The sequence below is a fragment of the Protofrankia sp. Cas3 genome, from assembly GCF_963555955.1.
Taxonomy (GTDB): Bacteria; Actinomycetota; Actinomycetes; order Frankiales; family Frankiaceae; genus Protofrankia.
This window is the reverse complement of sequence record NZ_CAUVXP010000002.1, coordinates 33,578-49,979: the sequence shown is the minus strand read 5'-3', so window position 1 is coordinate 49,979 and position 16,402 is coordinate 33,578. Positions and strand designations below refer to the sequence as shown.

The window sequence follows — 16,402 nt, the reverse complement described above, 5'->3', positions numbered from 1 at the left end:
GCGGCCGTGTCGAATCCCTGGCTCGCGTTGGAACCCGGCAGCGACCCGGCCGAACGGACGGCCGCACTACGCCGGGCACACGAGGCGTTCGTGACCGCGGGCGCGGCACCCCCGGTGTGGCCGGTGCTGCGCCCAGTGGTTGCCGATTCGTGGCGCCGCTCGGCGGAGGCCGGTGTGGATCCCGACCGCAACCTGCCCCCGGTCGTCCTCACCGACGGCGACCTCGACGCCTACCGACGCATCCATCCGCTCGCCGACGTCCTGCCACTGCTGCGCGAACTCCTCGGCGGTGTCACCGATGACTGCCGCCACCTCATGGCCATCTCAGACGCCGCGGGGCAGTTGCTGTGGGTCGAGGGCCATTTCGGGGTGCGGCGCCTGGCCGAGCGGGTGAACTTCGTCGAGGGCGCGGCATGGGACGAGCGGAACGCCGGGAGCAACGCGCCGGGAACCGCACTCGTGGTCGACCACGCCGTGCAGCTGTTCGCCGCCGAGCACTTCAGTCGGATGTCGCAGTCGTGGACGTGTTCGGCGGCTCCGATCCATGACCCCGCATCGGGTGAAAGCCTTGGCGTGATCGACATCACCGGCGGCGACCAGCTGGCGACCCCATACAGTCTGGCTTTGGTGCAGGCCGCCGCGCGGGCCGCGGAGGGTGAGCTCGCGCGGATCCGGGAACGCCGCCGCGAACGGCTGGGCGACCAGGGCGAGATGGTGCCCTGGCTCCGTCCTGGCGTCCGTTCATCAGCAGGCCGGCTGCAGCTGGAGGTACTCGGGCGCGACGAGGGCCTGCTTCGGATCGGGGACCGGCGGATGCAGCTGTCGCCTCGGCGGAGCGAAATCCTCGTCATCCTGCTGGCGCACCCCGAGGGCCTCACCGGAGAGCAGCTGGGCGTCGAGCTGTACGGCGACGACGCCAACCCGATCACGCTGCACGCGGAGATGTGCCGGCTGCGTCGGCTTGTCGGCCCGCAGCTGTTGCACTCCCGGCCGTACCGGGTGGGGCCCGGTATGGAGGCCGACTTCATGACCGTCGCCGAGCTCCTTGAATCGGGCGCGCTCCAGGTGGCGCTACGTCATTACCAGGGGCCGCTGCTGCCGCGTTCCGAGGCGCCGGGTGTGCGTCGTGCGCGGTCCCTGCTCGAGCAGCAGGCCCGGGCGGCGCTGCTCGCCTCCGGCGACCCGGACGCACTCACCGCGTGGACACGCGCGCCGTGGGGACAGGACGACCTGGAGATGTGGCGGGCACTGACGGACAGTCTCCCCGTGTCCTCACCGCGCCGTATCCTGGCCGCCGCGCGGCTCACGCGGTTGTCGGCCGAGTTCGCCGCGCCCCAGACATCCGCTGCAAGGTCGCTGCAAGGTACCCGAACCTAACGTGCCGGTGACAGGCGTCTTTCCTGACGGAAGACGCTACTTCTCTTCGGGGAGGCACGTCTTGACGGTGTACGCAGCACCCGGCCAGCCGGGCAGCCCGGTCTCCTACGCGAGCCGGTACGAGAACTTCATCGACGGCACGTGGGAGCCCCCGGTCAAGGGACGGTACTTCGAAAACATCACGCCGGTGACCGGCAGGCCGTTCACCGAGGTGGCCCGCAGCACCGCGGAGGACGTCGAGCTCGCCCTCGACGCGGCCCACGGCGCCGCTGCGGCCTGGGGGCGGACCTCGGCCACCGAGCGGTCGAACATCCTTTTGAAGATCGCAGACCGGATCGAGCGGAACCTTGAGGCGCTCGCCGTCGCCGAGGCGTGGGACAACGGCAAGCCGGTCCGCGAGACGCTGAACGCCGACATGCCGCTCGTCATCGACCACTTCCGCTACTTCGCCGGTGCGCTGCGCGCCCAGGAGGGGTCGATCGCCGAGATCGACGAGGACACGATCGCGTACCACTTCCATGAGCCACTCGGCGTGGTCGGCCAGATCATCCCGTGGAACTTCCCGCTCACCCTGGCGGCGTGGAAGCTCGCGCCCGCGCTCGCTGCGGGCAACACCGTCGTACTCAAGCCGGCCGAGCAGACCCCCGCGTCGATCATGAAGCTGATCGAGATCATCGCCGACCTGCTGCCGCCCGGGGTGGTCAACGTCATCAACGGCTTCGGGCCGGAAGCCGGCAAGCCACTGGCGTCAAGCAGCCGGGTGGCGAAGGTGTCGTTCACCGGCGAGACGACCACAGGCCGGCTCATCATGCAGTACGCCAGCCAGAACATCGTCCCGGTGACACTGGAGTTGGGCGGCAAGAGCCCGAACATCTTCCTCTCCGACGTCGCCGCGGCGACCGACGAGTTCTACGACAAGGCGCTCGAGGGCTTCACGATGTTCGCCCTCAACCAGGGCGAGGTCTGCACCGCCCCGTCCCGCGCGCTCATCCAGTCCTCGATCTACGCATCGTTCATCACCGACGCGATCGACCGCACCAAGGCTGTGAAGCAGGGCAATCCGCTCGATACCGAAACCATGATCGGCGCACAGGTGAGCAGCGAACAGCTGGAGAAGATCCTTTCCTACGTCGAGATCGGCAGAGCGGAGGGCGCACGGATCCTCATCGGCGGCGAGCGCGCCGACATGGGCGGCGAACTCTCGGACGGTTACTACGTCCAGCCGACCATCTTCGAGGGTCACAACCAGATGCGGATCTTCCAGGAGGAGATCTTCGGTCCGGTCCTGTCCGTCACGAACTTCGACGACGCGGACGAGGCCCTGAAGATTGCCAACGACACACCGTACGGTCTCGGTGCCGGTGTCTGGTCACGCGACATCAACACCGCCTATCGACTCGGCCGCGGAATCAAGGCCGGCCGGGTCTGGACCAACTGCTACCACGCCTACCCGGCGCACGCGGCTTTCGGCGGATACAAGCAGTCGGGCATCGGCCGCGAGACCCACAAGATGGCGCTCGACCACTACCAGCAGACGAAGAACATGCTGGTGAGCTATTCCCCGCGCAAGCTCGGCTTCTTCTAGAACGACGGCGTCAGGTCGAACGACAGTGGAACCACGACTCCCGAAGGGAAAGCGATATGGACCATGCACTTCACCACGTCCTCGAACCAAGCCTGGAGCAGGATGTCGAACTCGCTGTCACTGCCGGGCAGTGGCCCGACAGGCTGAGCGGGCACGCGTTCATCATCGGCCCGTCCCAGCCGACGGCGGTCGACTTCTTATGGGGTGGCCCGGGGATCGTCACCCGCGTCGACCTGGCCACCCGACACTGGCGCTCGAAGCGGGTGGTCACGCCGGACCTGGCGATCCTCGGCGGGCTGGCGCAGACACTGCCGCCGGCCGAGCTGGCCGAGCTCATGGTCGGGGCGCATCCGTCCCTCACGAACACCTCGCCGCATTTCCTCGGCGACCGACTGCTGCTTACCTTCGATCCGCAGCGACCGGCGGAGTTCGACCCGGTCACTCTTGAATTCAAGAGCTTCCTCGGCGGGGTGGACGAATACCCCGAGGTGAACGCCCATCCGCTGTTCCCCGGCGTCTACACGACGGCACACCCGGTCGAGGATCTCGATGACGGCTGCATGTGGTGGTGCAACGTGGACCTGCGTCCACGGGGAAACTCGACCACCGATGTGGACAGCCCTTTGTGGGTGGTCCGCTTCGACGGTCAGGGCCAGCTCGACACCTGGTATGTCCCGGGTGCGCGGGTGCTGCACGGCATCCACGAGGTGACCGTGACCGAGGACTACGTCATCTTCACCGAGGTCGGCTTCCAGCCGGAGCCGGGCAGTTTCGCCGGACGCAACCGCACGAAGCCGCATCTGCCGTTCACCGACATCTACCTGGTGGCCAAGCGTGACCTGACCCGTTCCCGCCGGGGTGGGGCGGTGCCGGTGACCCATGCCCGGGTGCCCTACGAGTCGTTCCACGAGTTCGCCGACTACCGTCAGGACGGCGACGACGTGACCATGTACATCGCGCACTCCAACGGCTGGGACATCAACTACGCGCTCTCCGACCAGGACACGATCTGGGGCACGGACACGGCCATGCCCAAGGGCCTCTACGGTTTCCTCTCCACCCCGGTGGACGCCTCACCGGTGGGCCGCTACGTCATCAACGGCACCACCGGCGAGGTCAGGGACACCAAGCTGTTCCTCGATCCCGACCGGCACTGGGCCACGCTGCTCTACAGCCGCGACATGCAGCGCCCGGCGCTGGAACGCGGCCGCTACCTGTGGCAGGCGTACTGGGGATGCGACACCGAGATGCTGGCCACGCACATCGTCGAGATGTACCGTGATCACCCGTACCGGGTCGTCCCGGTCGACGAACTGCCCACCCGGGAGATCCCGTCCTCGCTGGTCTGCCTCGACCTGGAGACGATGACCGAGCAGTCGGCCTGGTCGTTCCCGGAGGGGACCTTCGGCCAGTCGCCGGTGTACGTACCGGACGACGCCACCGGCGGCGACGGCTGGGTTGTGATCTTCCTGCAGCATCGCGACCGGACCGAGGTGCAGATCTTCGACGCGCTCACGCTCGGCAAGGGCCCGATCGCAACGGCGACCACACCAGGGCTCAAGCAGTCGTTCCAGGTGCACTCCGGGTACATGCCGACCATCCGCTCGCAGGACACGGGATACCGGCGCTCCTACGCCGACGACCTCGGCGACGGCTGGCAGAACCTGTCTCCGGCCGTACGCGGCGTGGTCGAACAGGTGCTCGCACAGTTCGGCTGACGGACAGGCGGGTTCAAACGGTCGTAGCGACGGTTCGGTGGAGCGTGAAGTGGTCAGGGAGGACCTGCTCGCCCTCGACGCCAAGCACGTCGTGCGGCAGATACCAGCCCACGCATGTCCTCGCCGCTGAACTCGCTCGCCTGGGGCCGTGTGGCGTGCCGGCGCAGCGTCTCCACCTGGAGTCGGACCGGGGCGCGGTGGCAGCGTTGCCGCTGCTCCGTTTCCCCGGCCCGCTCCCCGCACCCGGCGTGCCCGTCACCAGGCACCGGGCGGTCCACAAGCCCCGCGTCTACTCGGGTCGTTTACCTCATGTTGTGGCAGCCCATGGGGAGGGAATGGCTGTGCCCCGGTATCGGTATAGCGCGTGGTGGGCACCCTCGCCGGGTTGAACAGTTCCCGTTCCCCCGTCGGCTGGCCGGTGACCACCCTGAACTCAGATGATCTCAAGACAGGCGAGCGGAAAGCTCAGCGCCGACCGGCCTCGTCGATGCGCGCGAGGAGCTCCTTGATGAGGATCTCGATCTGGTCGCGGATCGGACGGACCGCGTCGACGCCTTGGCCGGCCGGGTCGTCGAGATCCCAATCGAGGTATGCCTTACCGGGGAAGATCGGGCAGGCGTCGCCGCAGCCCATGCTGATCACATAGTCGGATGCCTGCACCGCGGCCGTAGTCAGCACCTTCGGCTTCTGGTCGGTGATGTCGATGCCTACCTCGGCCATGGCGGCGACGGCGGCGGGGTTGACTTCCTCGGCGGGCAGCGAGCCGGCGGAGCGGACCTCGACCCGGTCACCGGCGAGGTGGCGCAGGAAACCGGCGGCCATCTGGGAGCGGCCGGCGTTATGGACGCAGACGAACAGCACGCAAGCAACAGGGCTGGTGGTCACGGCAGTCTCGTAGCCTTCCTCAATGGGTGCCGGGCAGGCGGAGCGGCGAAACGATGTTGTCCGCTGACCGCGGCGATCAGACCGCGGCGATCAGACCTCGACGTCGACCAGGACTTTCAGATGGTGGCTGATCGTGGGCTGGGTCAGCCCGAGGGGCTCGGTCAGCTCGCAGACGCATTCCTAGCCACCCTCATGGGCGTAGATCAACGACAGCAGCCGCAGCCGAGTGGGATCAGCGACTGCCTTGAGCACGGCGGCGAGGCGGGCGGCGGCCTCGGCGGACAGCGCTTCGCGGGTCAGGGGGGTGCAACACGCCCATGCACCGGTCGCCCGGTCCGGGACGGCCGCGGGGGCTGACGGGTCGCGGGGGCGGGTTGCGGTGGTCATGGCATCCAGCATGCCTCAGCTATTGACAGCGGTCTATGCCTCGGCGCATCCTCGGCGCATCCTCGGCCCCGAACAGGTGCTATAGATGCTGGTCGATGTCTGGAGGTCTGTGATGGCGAGAGTGCAGTTGGCGTTGAACGTTTCCGACGTGGACGCCGCGGTGGACTTCTACACGAAGCTGTTCGGGGTCGCTCCGGCGAAGCGCCGGCCGGGGTATGCGAACTTCGCGGTAGACGTCCCGCCGCTGAAGCTGGTGCTGATCGAGAACCCGGACGCCCGGGGCAGCGGGGTCGCCGGGGCGCTCAACCACCTCGGGGTCGAGGTGGAAACCTCCGACGAGGTGACCGCGGCGACCGGCCGACTCGCCGCCCTGGGCATGGCCACGGCGACCGAACAGGGCACGACCTGCTGCTATGCGGTCCAGGACAAGGTGTGGGTCGACGACCCGGACGGAGCGCCGTGGGAGGTGTACACCGTCCTGGCCGACGCCGAGGAAGGCCGAGCGGGAACCCTGCCCGACGCCGCTGCGGGAGACGCCGCTGCGGGAGGGCCGGGGTCGGCGTGCGACTGCGGACCGGTCTGCGGCCCGCAGAGCACCGGCGCGGGTGAGTTTCTGACCATCGGGTTCGCGTCCGGCTTGAGCGTCTGACCACGTGATGTCGGGAAAACAGCGGCAGCCAGCGCTCGCGCGGCGACTCGCGGCGGAGGCGGTCGGCAGCATGCTGCTGGCCGCCCTCGTCATCGGCTCCGGGATCGCCGCGCAGCAGCTCAGCCCGAACCAGACCGGCTTGGAGCTGGCGGAAAACGCGGCGGTCACCGCCGCCGGCCTGTTCGCGATCATCCTGATGGTCGGACCGGTGTCCGGCGCACACTTCAACCCCGTCGTCTCCGCCGTCGACGCCGTGTTCGGCGGGTTGTCGTGGCGGGACGTGGCCGCCTACCTACCCGCCCAGGTCGCCGGCTGCACCGCCGGGGCCGTGCTGGCGAACCTGATGTTCGACCGGGCGGCCGTGTCGATCGCCACTCACCATCGAGCGTCCGGGCCGCATCTACTGTCCGAGGTCGTGGCCACCGCCGGCCTGCTGCTGGTCATCTTCTCCCTGGCCCGCTCCGGCCGCTCCGAGCGGGCGCCGGCCGCGGTCGGTGCCTACATCGGCGCGGCGTACTGGTTCACCTCGTCCACATCGTTCGCCAACCCTGCGATCACCGTCGGCCGGATGTTCTCCAACTCCTTCGCCGGGATCGCGCCGGCGTCGGCTCCCGGCTTCATCGCCGCCCAGATTGTCGGTGGCCTTGTCGGGATCGGACTGATCCACCTGTTCTACCCGCAGCTCACGCCCGCCGCCGCGGCCGACGTCGTCATCGCCCACCCCGGCAGCGCCAACGGCACCGCCTCACCTGATGGCACCGCCCCACCTGATGGCACCGTACCGTCCACCCGATCGGCCTCGAGAAGTGCGTCCCATGACTGACAACAGCGACCCGGCCAGCGGATTACCGGCCACGGAGCCAGCAGGAGACGGGCATCTACACGTCGATTTCAAGTCCCGGGACGTTCTGCTCGGAAGGCGGCCAGCCAGGGACGGGCAGACGGCGAGCGAGCGCAGCGATTACCCAGTCGTCAGCCTCAAGGCGCGTGACGAACGAATGCACAGGAATCGTGGCACCGTCCGGGTAGCACCCGATGCGCTCGGGGGCCGTCATGACCACGAGCTCCATGTCGGCCCCAACGACGTTCACCGCTTTGCGCAGGCCGGCGCCGTGCCGCAGCGTGGTGTAAACGGATCGCCAATGCTCGGCCAGTACGGCGAGCATGTCCCCGAAGCGCCGGTTGTTGGAGTCGTCAGCGGCAAGGTCTTCCGCCAGGTCGTCGTCACGCAGCCCTGACTCGCCCAGAACCCAGCCTTGCGCAAGGGCCAGGCGCAGCGGATCGTCGAGCACAACCCACAGGCAGCGCCCTGGCTCTCTGCCGTACAGGTCGCGAATCCAACGGGTGACCGTGGCTGCACCCCCAGGCTCTTCGTCAAGGATCACGCGTCGACCAGCTCGACGCCACCGCGGGCGACCTCAAAATGGAACTCAAGCCCGGTGGCCCTGCTCAACTTCGCGAGCGTGTCGAAGGAAGGCTGGTGATCGGCCCTCTCCAGCCTGGCGATCTGGGGCTGTACCAAGCCGACGATGGCCGCCAGCTCACGCTGGCTCAGGTCGTGCTCGGTCCGGTACCGGACCACCCTGTTGGCGACATCCCGCGCGAAGGCCATGCGGTCCCACACGTCACAGAACTCAGCGTCCTCACGCTGGTCCTCGATGACCCGGCCGAGGGCCTTCAGGTCTGAGAACTTCATGCGTCAGCCTCCACATCGTCGAGCCGTTGCTCGGCCAGCCTGACGGCTCTTGCGAAACCCTTCGGGTCGGTGTCGGCCTCTGGGCCGAAAGCACCGACGACCAGGGCGGGCCCGATCTGTCGGTAGAAAACACGCCATGGGCTGCGACCTTGGCGTGGTCGTAGTTCCCGCAGGTGCTGGGCGGTCTTGATGTCGCTGGTGTGTGGGTGGCCGAGCGCCGGCCCGATGGCACGCAGCTTGTCGAGGGCAGTGACGACCGCGGCACGCTCCCTCGAAGGGATCTTGCCCAGTTCGACGTCGGCGTCGGGATGGACGAGGACCTGCCACACCACCGTCTGACGATAACACGCGTGTTATAGGACTGACGTGCCGTCAACAGCAACCTGGATCTCATAGCCGCAAGGCCAGCTGATCGGCTCAACCCCCGAGACCGCTGTCAAGAACCTCCCTGGTCCGGGTTGCCTGCGACGGGACTACTGCCTGTCGCCGGACGGCTTTGGCAGGTCACGGCCCGGTGGGAACGGTGAAATCAGCTTCGCCCGAGTTGGGCAGGCTCGTCACCGACCTGACGATCGTTGCCCACACACCATCAGCACTCCCCCGGCAAGCCGACAGCATGGTCGACGAGGCCGGCGCGAGCAGCCTGCTGTAACCGCCAGAGATCGGTGTGCTCACTACGGCCAACCGCACAACCGTCACCGTATGCAACGAAAATCGAAAGAAGGGTGAGGGGACTCGAACCCTTGGCCTCCTCCGTCGGTCACGTGCGACTCCCGCTCAACCGTGTAGAGCCCCATAACCCAGAGGCACCCACCGAAAGACGTGATCTTCCACGCCGACCGGGGCAGCCAGTACACCAGCAAGGAGTTCGTCGACTTCTGCAAGATCAATAATGTGCGGAACTCGGTCGGACGTACCGGAATCTGTTTCGACTGCGAGCATCATGTTGTCGCTGAATCGTTTGGGCGACTTTGAAGAAGGAGTTCATCCACCTCCACCCCGTCGACACCGTCGAACGCCTCAGAATCGGGGTCTTCGAGTATATCGAAGTGTACTGCAATCGGTTGCGGATCCATTCCACGATCGACTATCTCACCCCCGTCGAGTTCGAGGAGGAATTTGACAAAAAAGGTGATCGCGCAGCACGATAAGGACTGTCCACGAAAGTGGGAACCCTCCAGTCTGGACGAGCGGGCCGGCGGTGCCCGGATGTGTGCCATCGCGCTGCTCACCAACAACGGCGCGAACGACTTCACCGTCAGCCGCGAGATCCGGTACGTGAATGGGCACCGCGAGCTCGACGCGGCATACACCTGGGGACTGGACTGGACCCCGGGGAGGAAGTGACGGCTGGCTGATAACCACCCTTCCGCCAGCGCGGACGATCCGGCCGATGCGGACCGGGATGACTCCAGCCGCGCCTGCACGGTGAAGTCGCTCGGGTCGAGGCCGAGCGCCTCGGTCGCCTCCCGGATGACAGCCTGTTCTACCGGCGGGGAAGTTGGTCAGACCGGGTCGGTGGCCGCAAACGCCCGCAGCCCGTCGCGTTCCGCCGGGTCGACCCGCCCGTCGGCCGCGGTCAGCCAGGCCATCGAGGTGGCGAGCCAGCGCGGGCTCTATGCCCTCACCCGTCTCGACCGGTCCCCCGGGCAGCACATTCCAGGCGTCCCCCGGCGGCCGGGCCAGCACCACCTGGCCACCGTCGCGTGCCACCAGCCGGACGTCGAGCCGGACGGCCATGGCCATCCCGACGCCCTCCCGAACACAGTGGCCGGCACCAGGCGGCCGGCCGGAACGCCACCATCAATCACCGAGCCGTGACGATCATCCGTTGTGCGGTGGCTGGCCATACCCGCCGGCCGGCGGCTGCTGGCCATACGGCGGCTGCGGCGGCTGCTGGCCATACGGCGGCTGCGGCGGCTGCTGGCCATACGGCGGCTGCGGCGGCTGCTGGCCATACGGCGGCTGCGGCGGCTGCTGGCCATACCCGCCGGCCGACCGGGGGCCGCGGCCGGGGATCGGCTCACCGCTGGCGAGCAGACGCAACACCGCGAAGCCGGTCATCACTGCGGCACCGATCAGGCCGAGGAACAGCCCGACCTCTGGACCCGACTTGATCTGCGCGGCGAACAGCGAGCTGCCCGCGTCGGGCAGTGTGATCCAGCGGAGCAGGATGAGCAGGACGGCCACGCCAGTGCCGAGGACGAACGCCAGCGACGGGCCGACCGGGCCGACCGTGGGCAGCCGCACGTTCCCGAACGTCGCCGCGGCGACGACCCCGGCCACGGCGAGGCAGAGCAGGATGGGGAACCAGGCGATGAACCCCGAGTTCCACCCACTGACGCTCGCGCGGTAACCACCGAAGCTCGCCCCGTACCACGGCAGGAAACTCGAGACGAAGACGGCGACACCGGCACCCATGATGCCGACATCGCCGGTCGCGACCGTACGACCACCGATCTGTACCACTACAATTCCACTCCTCCGGTAGCGCCGGACCCGATCAGTCGGTCTGCACGCCGAGCCCACTCGCGCCCGCGACCGCCGGCATCGTTGCAGCGGAGCAAGGATCCGAAATCAGGACACCTGCGCCACAAGCGCAAGATAGCAGCTATCCGACACCCGCCCCCGCCGGAGCACTGATCGTGGACCCACGCCGAACACCCATCCCGGTTCCCCTGGTCCGTACCGCCATCCTCGGACAGCACCGTGACCAGACGGATATCAGTGCCCCCGTTGGTACCCGCCGACGGGGACGTAGCATCAACCACGCGCCGGTGCCGACACCCGGACCGGATGACGTCTGTCATGTCAGCCTGGCGCGTCGGAACTACTCGTCACCGCATTCGTGCCGCTCGGCGCCGGCTCATCCCGCAGGGGTGCCCGGCCGGCGCTGACCGTCACAACCGCCCGCAGAGTAGTCCCCGACCGAGCAGGAGACGCCGCCTGTGCTGCCGCTGCCCACCCCGCGATCGCCAAGGCGCTGATCGCGTTCGCGATTGCGATTGCGATTGCGGCCATGGTCTGCTTCATCCTCGAACCGCACATCCTGAACTTTCTGAAACAGCCGTACTGCTCGCTGGTGCTGTTCGCGGCCGGCGGGTCCCTCGCCTACCTCACCCTGCCCACCGGGCTGAAGCTGCTACTCGGCTTCTCCGGCGACGGCCTCGTCAGCATCCTCGACGCCGAGAAATACCTCAGCTACATCACCACCATGCTGCTGATCTTCGGGCTGTCGTTCGAGGTTCCGCTGCTGGTGTGCATGCTCAACCTGGCCGGGGTGGTCAGCACCGCGAAGCTGCAGTCCTGGCGCCGGCCGGAAATCTTCCTGGTCTTCGTGTTCGCCGCGATCGTGACCCCCAGCCAGGACCCGTCCACCATGCTCGCGCTGGGCATCCCGATGTGCCTGCTCTACGAGGTGGTCCTGCTCATCGGATGGGCCAACGACCGGCGCGCAGCCCGCCGCGCCGCCACCTCCCCCTACGCGGGTCTCGCCGACGTCGAAACCTCCCCGCTCGACCTCGACGACCTGGAGTCCAGCCGGTCGCGGCGGGCTGTCCGCCGGGTCCGCTCCTCGCCGGTGGGCTTGACTCCCGCTGACTGACGCCGCCGAGGAAATGCCGCTACTCTGCCTGCCGGGCCGGCGGCCCTCCACCCAGCCGAGGATCATGCCGGTGGGGGTGGCCGGGCGCAACTCCAGCCTAGTCTGACGGGCGACGGTGCAGCCACCCGCGGACACAGGTGGTCAGCCCGTACATTTCCAGGTCTCGGCGCACGGTGAACGCGCGGCCGTCGTCGGTGGCGAGCCACTCGTCGATCGCGAGCAGCACGCCACCCCACCCGGCGTTGACCGGACGCAGGCCGGCGACGTCGACGATGCCGTCCTCGACGACGAAGTAGCCGCCGGGGGCGACGAACCGGCCGAACCCGGCCAATGCCGCCATGGTGGTGTCGTACTCATGCGCGGTGTCCTCGACAACCAGACAGCGGGCTTCGCCCGGCAGCACGGCGGCGACCCGGCCAGGCAGGTCGGGGTCGCGCACGTCCCCGTCGATGAAGACGATGCTGTCCGCATGGCCAGGGTCGCGCAGCGCAACCCCCTCGCGGGCTGGTGTGGTATCCAAGCTGACAGAAACGACCAGCGGCCTGCCCAGCGGCCGGTAACGGGCCAACGCCACCAGCCGGTCGCGGAACCACAGGGCGCTGCCACCCCGATGCCCACCGAGCTCGATCACCACATTGGGCTGGTACTCCCACAGCAGATGCTCATACACCCGCAGGTCTTCGGGGAACTTCTGGAGCCGCAGACCCATGTACCAGTCACGCACATGCTGATCGACACGGTGCTGCCACAGGCTCGCGACCGAGCTGTCCAGCCTTACCGACACCGGCGGCGGCAGCGCGGGCTGGCCGGGCCGCCGCGGCGCGGACGACAAGCTGATCAAACGACCCCCAACGGCCCTCACTTCACCGTCACCGGCGGCCATGCAAGCCAGCCGGAGCACCCCGTTCCCCGTTTATTCTGGCAGAATCTACCGGCAGCGACCGGACTGGCCAGGGCAGGGCAGACCCGGGTCTGCCGCCGGTCCGCTACGCCATCAGAGGGTTTACCGGCGGATAACCCTCTCACCCGTGACGTACCCGGCCGGGTCACGGCACAATGGGGTTGGCGCCGTACCCATTGAGCCGGAGCACCGTCTCCGGGGAGCGGATCTACCCGACCTGCGCGAATCGAGGAATCGTGATGGGTGCGTTGAGCCCCTGGCATCTGCTAATCGTCGCCGTGGTGTTCGTGGTGCTGTTCGGCTCCCGCAAACTGCCGGACTCGGCCCGTTCGATCGGCCGCTCATTGAGGATCTTCAAGTCGGAGATCCGCGCCTTGAACGACGACGACACCACCACCGCCCAGGCGGCCACGCCCGCTGCGGTGACCGGCAACGGGAGCCCGGCCGCCCTCGCCAGCGCCGATAGCGCCACTCTCGCCGCTGTCCGGGGCGGCCCGCAGGCCGGCTGACCGCTAACAGGCCGACGGTTGGATCGGCTGGCGGCGGAGGCCGAGGCCGAGGCCGGTCATGACGTTGCAGAGCTGCGGCAACGCGGGGGCCGCCGTCCGCTGGGATCATCCCCCGCGGACGTGGTATCGGTATGACTGGACCCGGAACTGCGGGCGGCGCTCGCCGCACGGCCGGCTGCCGATCACACGAACGCCGGCGACGTCATCCGCCAGACACTCCGGGCGTCGCTCGATGTCGCGTAGGCGTCGACGTCTCGCATGGGTACGGGGAACGACACCGACGACCGGAGCCCGTTGACCTACTCCGCGGTCTACGATCTGGTCGTCCGGCTGCGCCATATCACCGGCATTCTGTTCAGCCCACATCTCTTTCGCCACACATATGCGACCTGGCTGCTGCGCAACGGCGCCGGAATGGAGAGCGTGAAGGAGCTACTCGGTCATGCCTCCATCACGACCACCGTCGATACCTACGGGCATCTGAACAGTGGAAGACGCCCGGCGGGTGTTGCCCGCTGCGGCGAATTCCCCTGCGAAGTCCACCGCATCGGCCGCCTCTACCGCGTCAAGACCAGCAACCTCCTCCACACTCTCGACACCGCCCGCTGAGCCTGTCTGCGGGGACGACCCCTTTCTTACCGGCAGTCTCCGGGTCGGCGCGACAGGCCCCGCGCGGCCGTCACCACGGCGAGCACAACCAAGACGGCGGCGACGAAGGCCCGGCCGCCGATGCGCACAGCGCCGAGGCCGTTGTGGTGTTCGAACCGGTCGAGCCCCCCGCGACAACAGCGGCGAGCAGGGAAATGCCGGCGACTGGCCCTACGGGTGTCCCTGAGCTCCACGAACCGACGGACCGTGTGATGCTCACCGATCCAACCGGCAAAAACGATCATCAGGGTAGTGCGGTCCCTGGCCGCCTACGGGAGTTTCCCGTGGCCGCCGGCAGCATCACCAGGACAACGTCACGCTGGCGATCACAGTCGACACCGGCGGTGGTGCGATTCCCGGGACGGGTGTGGCTGGCCTCTGTCCAAGTACTGATCGCGCCTGAGCTACGGACGCCCGCAAAGCGGGCCCTGTGGTGAGGGTCACAACCGGCTGGTCCTGGAGGGTACCGGTCTCTGACGTCCAGTCCCGCGGACGAATGACGGACAAACGATCAAAGGCTTTGATCAGATCAATCTGATCAAAGCCATGACCTAACAATATGTGTGGAGGTGAGGGGACTCGAACCCCTGGCCTCCTCCGTGCGAGGGAGGCGCTCTACCAGGCTGAGCTACACCCCCTGGAGCTTCTGAAGCTTACCGCAGACCCGGACGGGCGTGACGAGCCGGCCCCGGCCGAAGAGAACACGATCGTCGTCCTGCGCAGCTCCGGAGGTCACCCTTCAGCTCAGCTGGTCCTGACTGGAGCCAGCGGAGCCTCTCCCGCCCTTGCGCGGGGTACCCGTACCACCGCCGGGCCGGCACCGCGGGCCGCGTCCGCCTCGGCCATCAGCCAGGCGAACAGCGTCGCCGCAGCAGCCGGCCTCAGCAGGCCCGCCTCGTGGCCACGCCAGCCACATTCCCGGCCACCGTCGAAGAGCACCTGGTGGTCGGGAGCCTCCTCGCGGTCGAAAACCATCCGCGCACGGTCGGGAACAGCGCTGGGGTCGGGAACAACGCTGGGGCGCCTCGAACCGCTGCCGCACGCATCGCCGCCGCACGCATCGCCGCCCGGGTCCGATGCAGACAGAACCCGGCTCCCGAACGTCCGATACCCCGACGATGGATGATCGATCGGATGGTTCACCCAGAGCGACAGACCTTCCTCCGGAGTCCACCTCGGGTCCCAGTGCGGCAGCTGCCACATCGCCCGCCCGGGGCAAAACAACGACAGTGTCACCCGCACGCCGCGGCAGCGCAGATGGAAGCCGAACCCATCCGGGCGCAGCCCGCGCAGCTCTACCGGCACCCCGCAGCTGGCTGGGCAGAGCCAGAAGCCGGCAGCGCGCAGATCCGCGGTCCACTCGTTGAACGTCCGCGCCCGGGCAGCGAGGCCACCGGAGAACCTTTTGTTACGCTGAGCGCTATGGTCATAACTCACCATGACACCCCTTTGCGCTCATATCAGTGCTGACTGGCGAATGGCAGGCAATGGCACAAGAAACAGGAGAAGCACATGATACCGAGCGATACCGGACACGGGCCGTATACCCACGTGGTCGTCAAACAGCAACCTGGTGGATGCATCAGCTGACTGCCGCCTGATCTGGACAGGTCAGGCAGAACCGATCAGGGCTTCTCCGACAACGGTCCCTCGCGTGCAGGACCGGTCGGACGACCAGGCCAGGGACGTCAGGACGGCAATGCCGACGTCAGCGCACGCGAGGGCACCGACAACAAACCCCCGCGTCGGCGCGCGCGACAACCCCGGCGATCAGCTCGGCGAAGCGCGGCGCGGACATGGTCACGCAGCCATTATGCACAGCCCGTGCGACCGCCAGCCCGTGCGTCCACCAACCCGTTCGACCCCGGTCAGCCGAGAGTGGACACCTCGACGACGGGAAGGCCCGCAACCCTGGCCTTGTCCACCAGATCGTCGGCTACCGACGCGCGGTGCGAAACGATCGGACGCAGCACCAGCGCGACCACTTCCTCCGCGGGTGTTCGTCTCAGTTGCGCGGCGCGTGCGAGCAGGCGGGTATTCGTGCGGTGATACACCTTCTCGTCCTCGACCTCACCGAGGATCTCCAACTCGCACGGCTTCAACGAGGCGATCAGCTCGTCATACCGGGCACACCAGAGCGGCCCGCGGTTCTCGACCGACGTCCGTCGGAACGTGTCGACGTCGAACGGCAGTACCACTCGCACGCCAAGCCCTTCCGCGCGCGCGACAGCCAGCACCACCAGGTCGGCCCCGGACGCAGCCGCCCCGACCAGCAGCCGTGGACGCAGTTTCGCGAGGGCCGCCGCCGTCCGCCGTTCGACATCAGCCAGGTCACACTCGCGGAAGCGAGGCGGGTCGGTATCACGGTTGTCGATCTGGACGCCACCGAAGGCAGCGATCATCGGCAGGCTGCGATCATCGGCAAAAAATGATCATCAACGGC

Annotated in this window: 18 protein-coding genes, 1 tRNA gene and 4 pseudogenes; 12 read left to right on the top strand and 11 right to left on the bottom strand. The window is 67.9% G+C overall.

Annotated elements, in window-relative coordinates; translation table 11 throughout:
• Positions 1-6 precede the first annotated feature (6 nt).
• The 3 genes from U9983_RS00750 to U9983_RS00740 all read left to right on the top strand — a co-directional run bounded on the left by U9983_RS00750 (position 7) and on the right by U9983_RS00740 (position 4,680).
• Entirely contained in the window at positions 7-1,377 is a 1,371-nt protein-coding gene (locus U9983_RS00750) for a helix-turn-helix domain-containing protein (RefSeq protein WP_322752168.1), read from the top strand.
• A 61-nt stretch (positions 1,378-1,438) separates the two neighbouring features.
• Positions 1,439-2,962 (top strand): aldehyde dehydrogenase, encoded by a 1,524-nt coding sequence (gene adh, locus U9983_RS00745; protein WP_322752167.1) that lies wholly within the window; start codon positions 1,439-1,441, stop codon positions 2,960-2,962.
• A 56-nt stretch (positions 2,963-3,018) separates the two neighbouring features.
• Positions 3,019-4,680: a carotenoid oxygenase family protein gene (locus U9983_RS00740; protein WP_322752166.1), complete on the top strand. Its 1,662-nt coding sequence runs from the start codon at positions 3,019-3,021 to the stop codon at positions 4,678-4,680.
• A 13-nt stretch (positions 4,681-4,693) separates the two neighbouring features.
• Here U9983_RS00740 and U9983_RS27610 read toward each other — a convergent pair.
• The 3 genes and pseudogenes from U9983_RS27610 to U9983_RS00725 form a co-directional block, all read right to left on the bottom strand.
• A pseudogene (locus tag U9983_RS27610) lies at positions 4,694-4,853 on the bottom strand (kinase); the annotation flags it as partial.
• A 292-nt stretch (positions 4,854-5,145) separates the two neighbouring features.
• Complete coding sequence (locus U9983_RS00735; RefSeq protein ID WP_322752165.1) at positions 5,146-5,565, bottom strand: arsenate reductase ArsC; 420 nt, start codon at positions 5,563-5,565, stop codon at positions 5,146-5,148.
• A gap of 102 nt (positions 5,566-5,667) precedes the next feature.
• Positions 5,668-5,952, bottom strand: a pseudogene (locus U9983_RS00725) (ArsR/SmtB family transcription factor); the annotation flags it as partial.
• A gap of 112 nt (positions 5,953-6,064) precedes the next feature.
• Between U9983_RS00725 and U9983_RS00720 the strand changes: the two are divergent.
• Entirely contained in the window at positions 6,065-6,601 is a 537-nt protein-coding gene (locus U9983_RS00720) for an ArsI/CadI family heavy metal resistance metalloenzyme (protein ID WP_322752163.1), read from the top strand.
• A gap of 7 nt (positions 6,602-6,608) precedes the next feature.
• Positions 6,609-7,424, top strand: a complete 816-nt coding sequence (locus tag U9983_RS00715; protein WP_322752212.1) for an MIP/aquaporin family protein — start codon at positions 6,609-6,611, stop codon at positions 7,422-7,424.
• Between the two features lie 55 nt (positions 7,425-7,479).
• Here the strand turns inward: U9983_RS00715 and U9983_RS00710 are convergent, their stop codons facing one another.
• The 3 genes from U9983_RS00710 to U9983_RS00700 form a co-directional block, all read right to left on the bottom strand.
• Positions 7,480-7,893: a hypothetical protein gene (locus tag U9983_RS00710; protein WP_322752162.1), complete on the bottom strand. Its 414-nt coding sequence runs from the start codon at positions 7,891-7,893 to the stop codon at positions 7,480-7,482.
• Between the two features lie 89 nt (positions 7,894-7,982).
• The gene (locus tag U9983_RS00705) at positions 7,983-8,297 is read right to left on the bottom strand and encodes a helix-turn-helix transcriptional regulator (protein ID WP_322752161.1); all 315 of its coding nucleotides are present in this window, start codon (positions 8,295-8,297) and stop codon (positions 7,983-7,985) included.
• Positions 8,294-8,629 (bottom strand): type II toxin-antitoxin system RelE/ParE family toxin, encoded by a 336-nt coding sequence (locus tag U9983_RS00700; RefSeq protein WP_322752160.1) that lies wholly within the window; start codon positions 8,627-8,629, stop codon positions 8,294-8,296. Before U9983_RS00700 ends, U9983_RS00705 begins: the two co-directional genes overlap by 4 nt.
• Positions 8,630-8,820: 191 nt before the next feature.
• Between U9983_RS00700 and U9983_RS00695 the strand changes: the two genes are divergently transcribed.
• The 4 genes and pseudogenes from U9983_RS00695 (at position 8,821) to U9983_RS00680 (ending at position 10,118) form a co-directional block, all read left to right on the top strand.
• On the top strand, positions 8,821-8,949 hold the full coding sequence (locus U9983_RS00695; RefSeq protein WP_322752159.1) for a hypothetical protein: 129 nt from the start codon (positions 8,821-8,823) through the stop codon (positions 8,947-8,949).
• A gap of 319 nt (positions 8,950-9,268) precedes the next feature.
• Positions 9,269-9,448: an IS3 family transposase gene (locus U9983_RS00690; protein WP_322752158.1), complete on the top strand. Its 180-nt coding sequence runs from the start codon at positions 9,269-9,271 to the stop codon at positions 9,446-9,448.
• A 31-nt stretch (positions 9,449-9,479) separates the two neighbouring features.
• Positions 9,480-9,644, top strand: a pseudogene (locus tag U9983_RS00685) (Tellurium resistance); the annotation flags it as partial.
• Between the two features lie 126 nt (positions 9,645-9,770).
• Positions 9,771-10,118: a hypothetical protein gene (locus U9983_RS00680; protein WP_322752157.1), complete on the top strand. Its 348-nt coding sequence runs from the start codon at positions 9,771-9,773 to the stop codon at positions 10,116-10,118.
• Positions 10,119-10,121: 3 nt separating this feature from the next.
• Here the strand turns inward: U9983_RS00680 and U9983_RS00675 are convergent, their stop codons facing one another.
• Positions 10,122-10,766, bottom strand: coding sequence for a hypothetical protein (locus U9983_RS00675; protein ID WP_322752156.1), 645 nt, complete (start codon positions 10,764-10,766; stop codon positions 10,122-10,124).
• Between the two features lie 502 nt (positions 10,767-11,268).
• Between U9983_RS00675 and tatC the strand changes: the two genes are divergently transcribed.
• Positions 11,269-11,901: a twin-arginine translocase subunit TatC gene (tatC, locus tag U9983_RS00670; protein WP_322752211.1), complete on the top strand. Its 633-nt coding sequence runs from the start codon at positions 11,269-11,271 to the stop codon at positions 11,899-11,901.
• A 97-nt stretch (positions 11,902-11,998) separates the two neighbouring features.
• On the opposite strand, the gene U9983_RS00665 is transcribed toward tatC, so the two are convergent.
• The gene (locus tag U9983_RS00665; protein ID WP_322752155.1) at positions 11,999-12,733 is read right to left on the bottom strand and encodes a CmcI family methyltransferase; all 735 of its coding nucleotides are present in this window, start codon (positions 12,731-12,733) and stop codon (positions 11,999-12,001) included.
• Between the two features lie 308 nt (positions 12,734-13,041).
• Here U9983_RS00665 and tatA point away from each other — a divergent pair, with 308 nt between their 5' ends.
• Entirely contained in the window at positions 13,042-13,311 is a 270-nt protein-coding gene (gene tatA, locus U9983_RS00660) for a Sec-independent protein translocase subunit TatA (protein ID WP_322750266.1), read from the top strand.
• Between the two features lie 291 nt (positions 13,312-13,602).
• Positions 13,603-13,831 (top strand): annotated as a pseudogene (locus U9983_RS00655) (tyrosine-type recombinase/integrase); the annotation flags it as partial.
• Between the two features lie 692 nt (positions 13,832-14,523).
• On the opposite strand, the gene U9983_RS00650 reads toward U9983_RS00655, so the two are convergent.
• The 3 genes from U9983_RS00650 to U9983_RS00640 form a co-directional block, all read right to left on the bottom strand.
• A tRNA-Ala gene (locus tag U9983_RS00650) sits at positions 14,524-14,597 on the bottom strand.
• A 106-nt stretch (positions 14,598-14,703) separates the two neighbouring features.
• Positions 14,704-15,399 carry a hypothetical protein gene (locus U9983_RS00645; RefSeq protein WP_322752153.1) on the bottom strand — a complete coding sequence of 232 codons (696 nt, stop codon included), beginning with the start codon at positions 15,397-15,399 and terminating at the stop codon, positions 14,704-14,706.
• 428 nt (positions 15,400-15,827) lie between these two features.
• Positions 15,828-16,361: a hypothetical protein gene (locus U9983_RS00640; RefSeq protein ID WP_322752152.1), complete on the bottom strand. Its 534-nt coding sequence runs from the start codon at positions 16,359-16,361 to the stop codon at positions 15,828-15,830.
• Between the last annotated feature and the right edge of the window lie 41 nt (positions 16,362-16,402).

Coding starts and splice junctions, on each gene's coding strand:
- U9983_RS00720 (WP_322752163.1), top strand. CDS start 6,065: ATGGCGAGAGTGCAGTTGGCGTTGAACGTTTCCGACGTGGACGCCGCG.
- U9983_RS00645 (WP_322752153.1), bottom strand. CDS start 15,399: ATGGTGAGTTATGACCATAGCGCTCAGCGTAACAAAAGGTTCTCCGGT.
- U9983_RS00680 (WP_322752157.1), top strand. CDS start 9,771: ATGACAGCCTGTTCTACCGGCGGGGAAGTTGGTCAGACCGGGTCGGTG.
- U9983_RS00740 (WP_322752166.1), top strand. CDS start 3,019: ATGGACCATGCACTTCACCACGTCCTCGAACCAAGCCTGGAGCAGGAT.
- tatA (WP_322750266.1), top strand. CDS start 13,042: ATGGGTGCGTTGAGCCCCTGGCATCTGCTAATCGTCGCCGTGGTGTTC.
- U9983_RS00640 (WP_322752152.1), bottom strand. CDS start 16,361: ATGATCGCTGCCTTCGGTGGCGTCCAGATCGACAACCGTGATACCGAC.
- U9983_RS00705 (WP_322752161.1), bottom strand. CDS start 8,297: ATGAAGTTCTCAGACCTGAAGGCCCTCGGCCGGGTCATCGAGGACCAG.
- U9983_RS00715 (WP_322752212.1), top strand. CDS start 6,609: ATGTCGGGAAAACAGCGGCAGCCAGCGCTCGCGCGGCGACTCGCGGCG.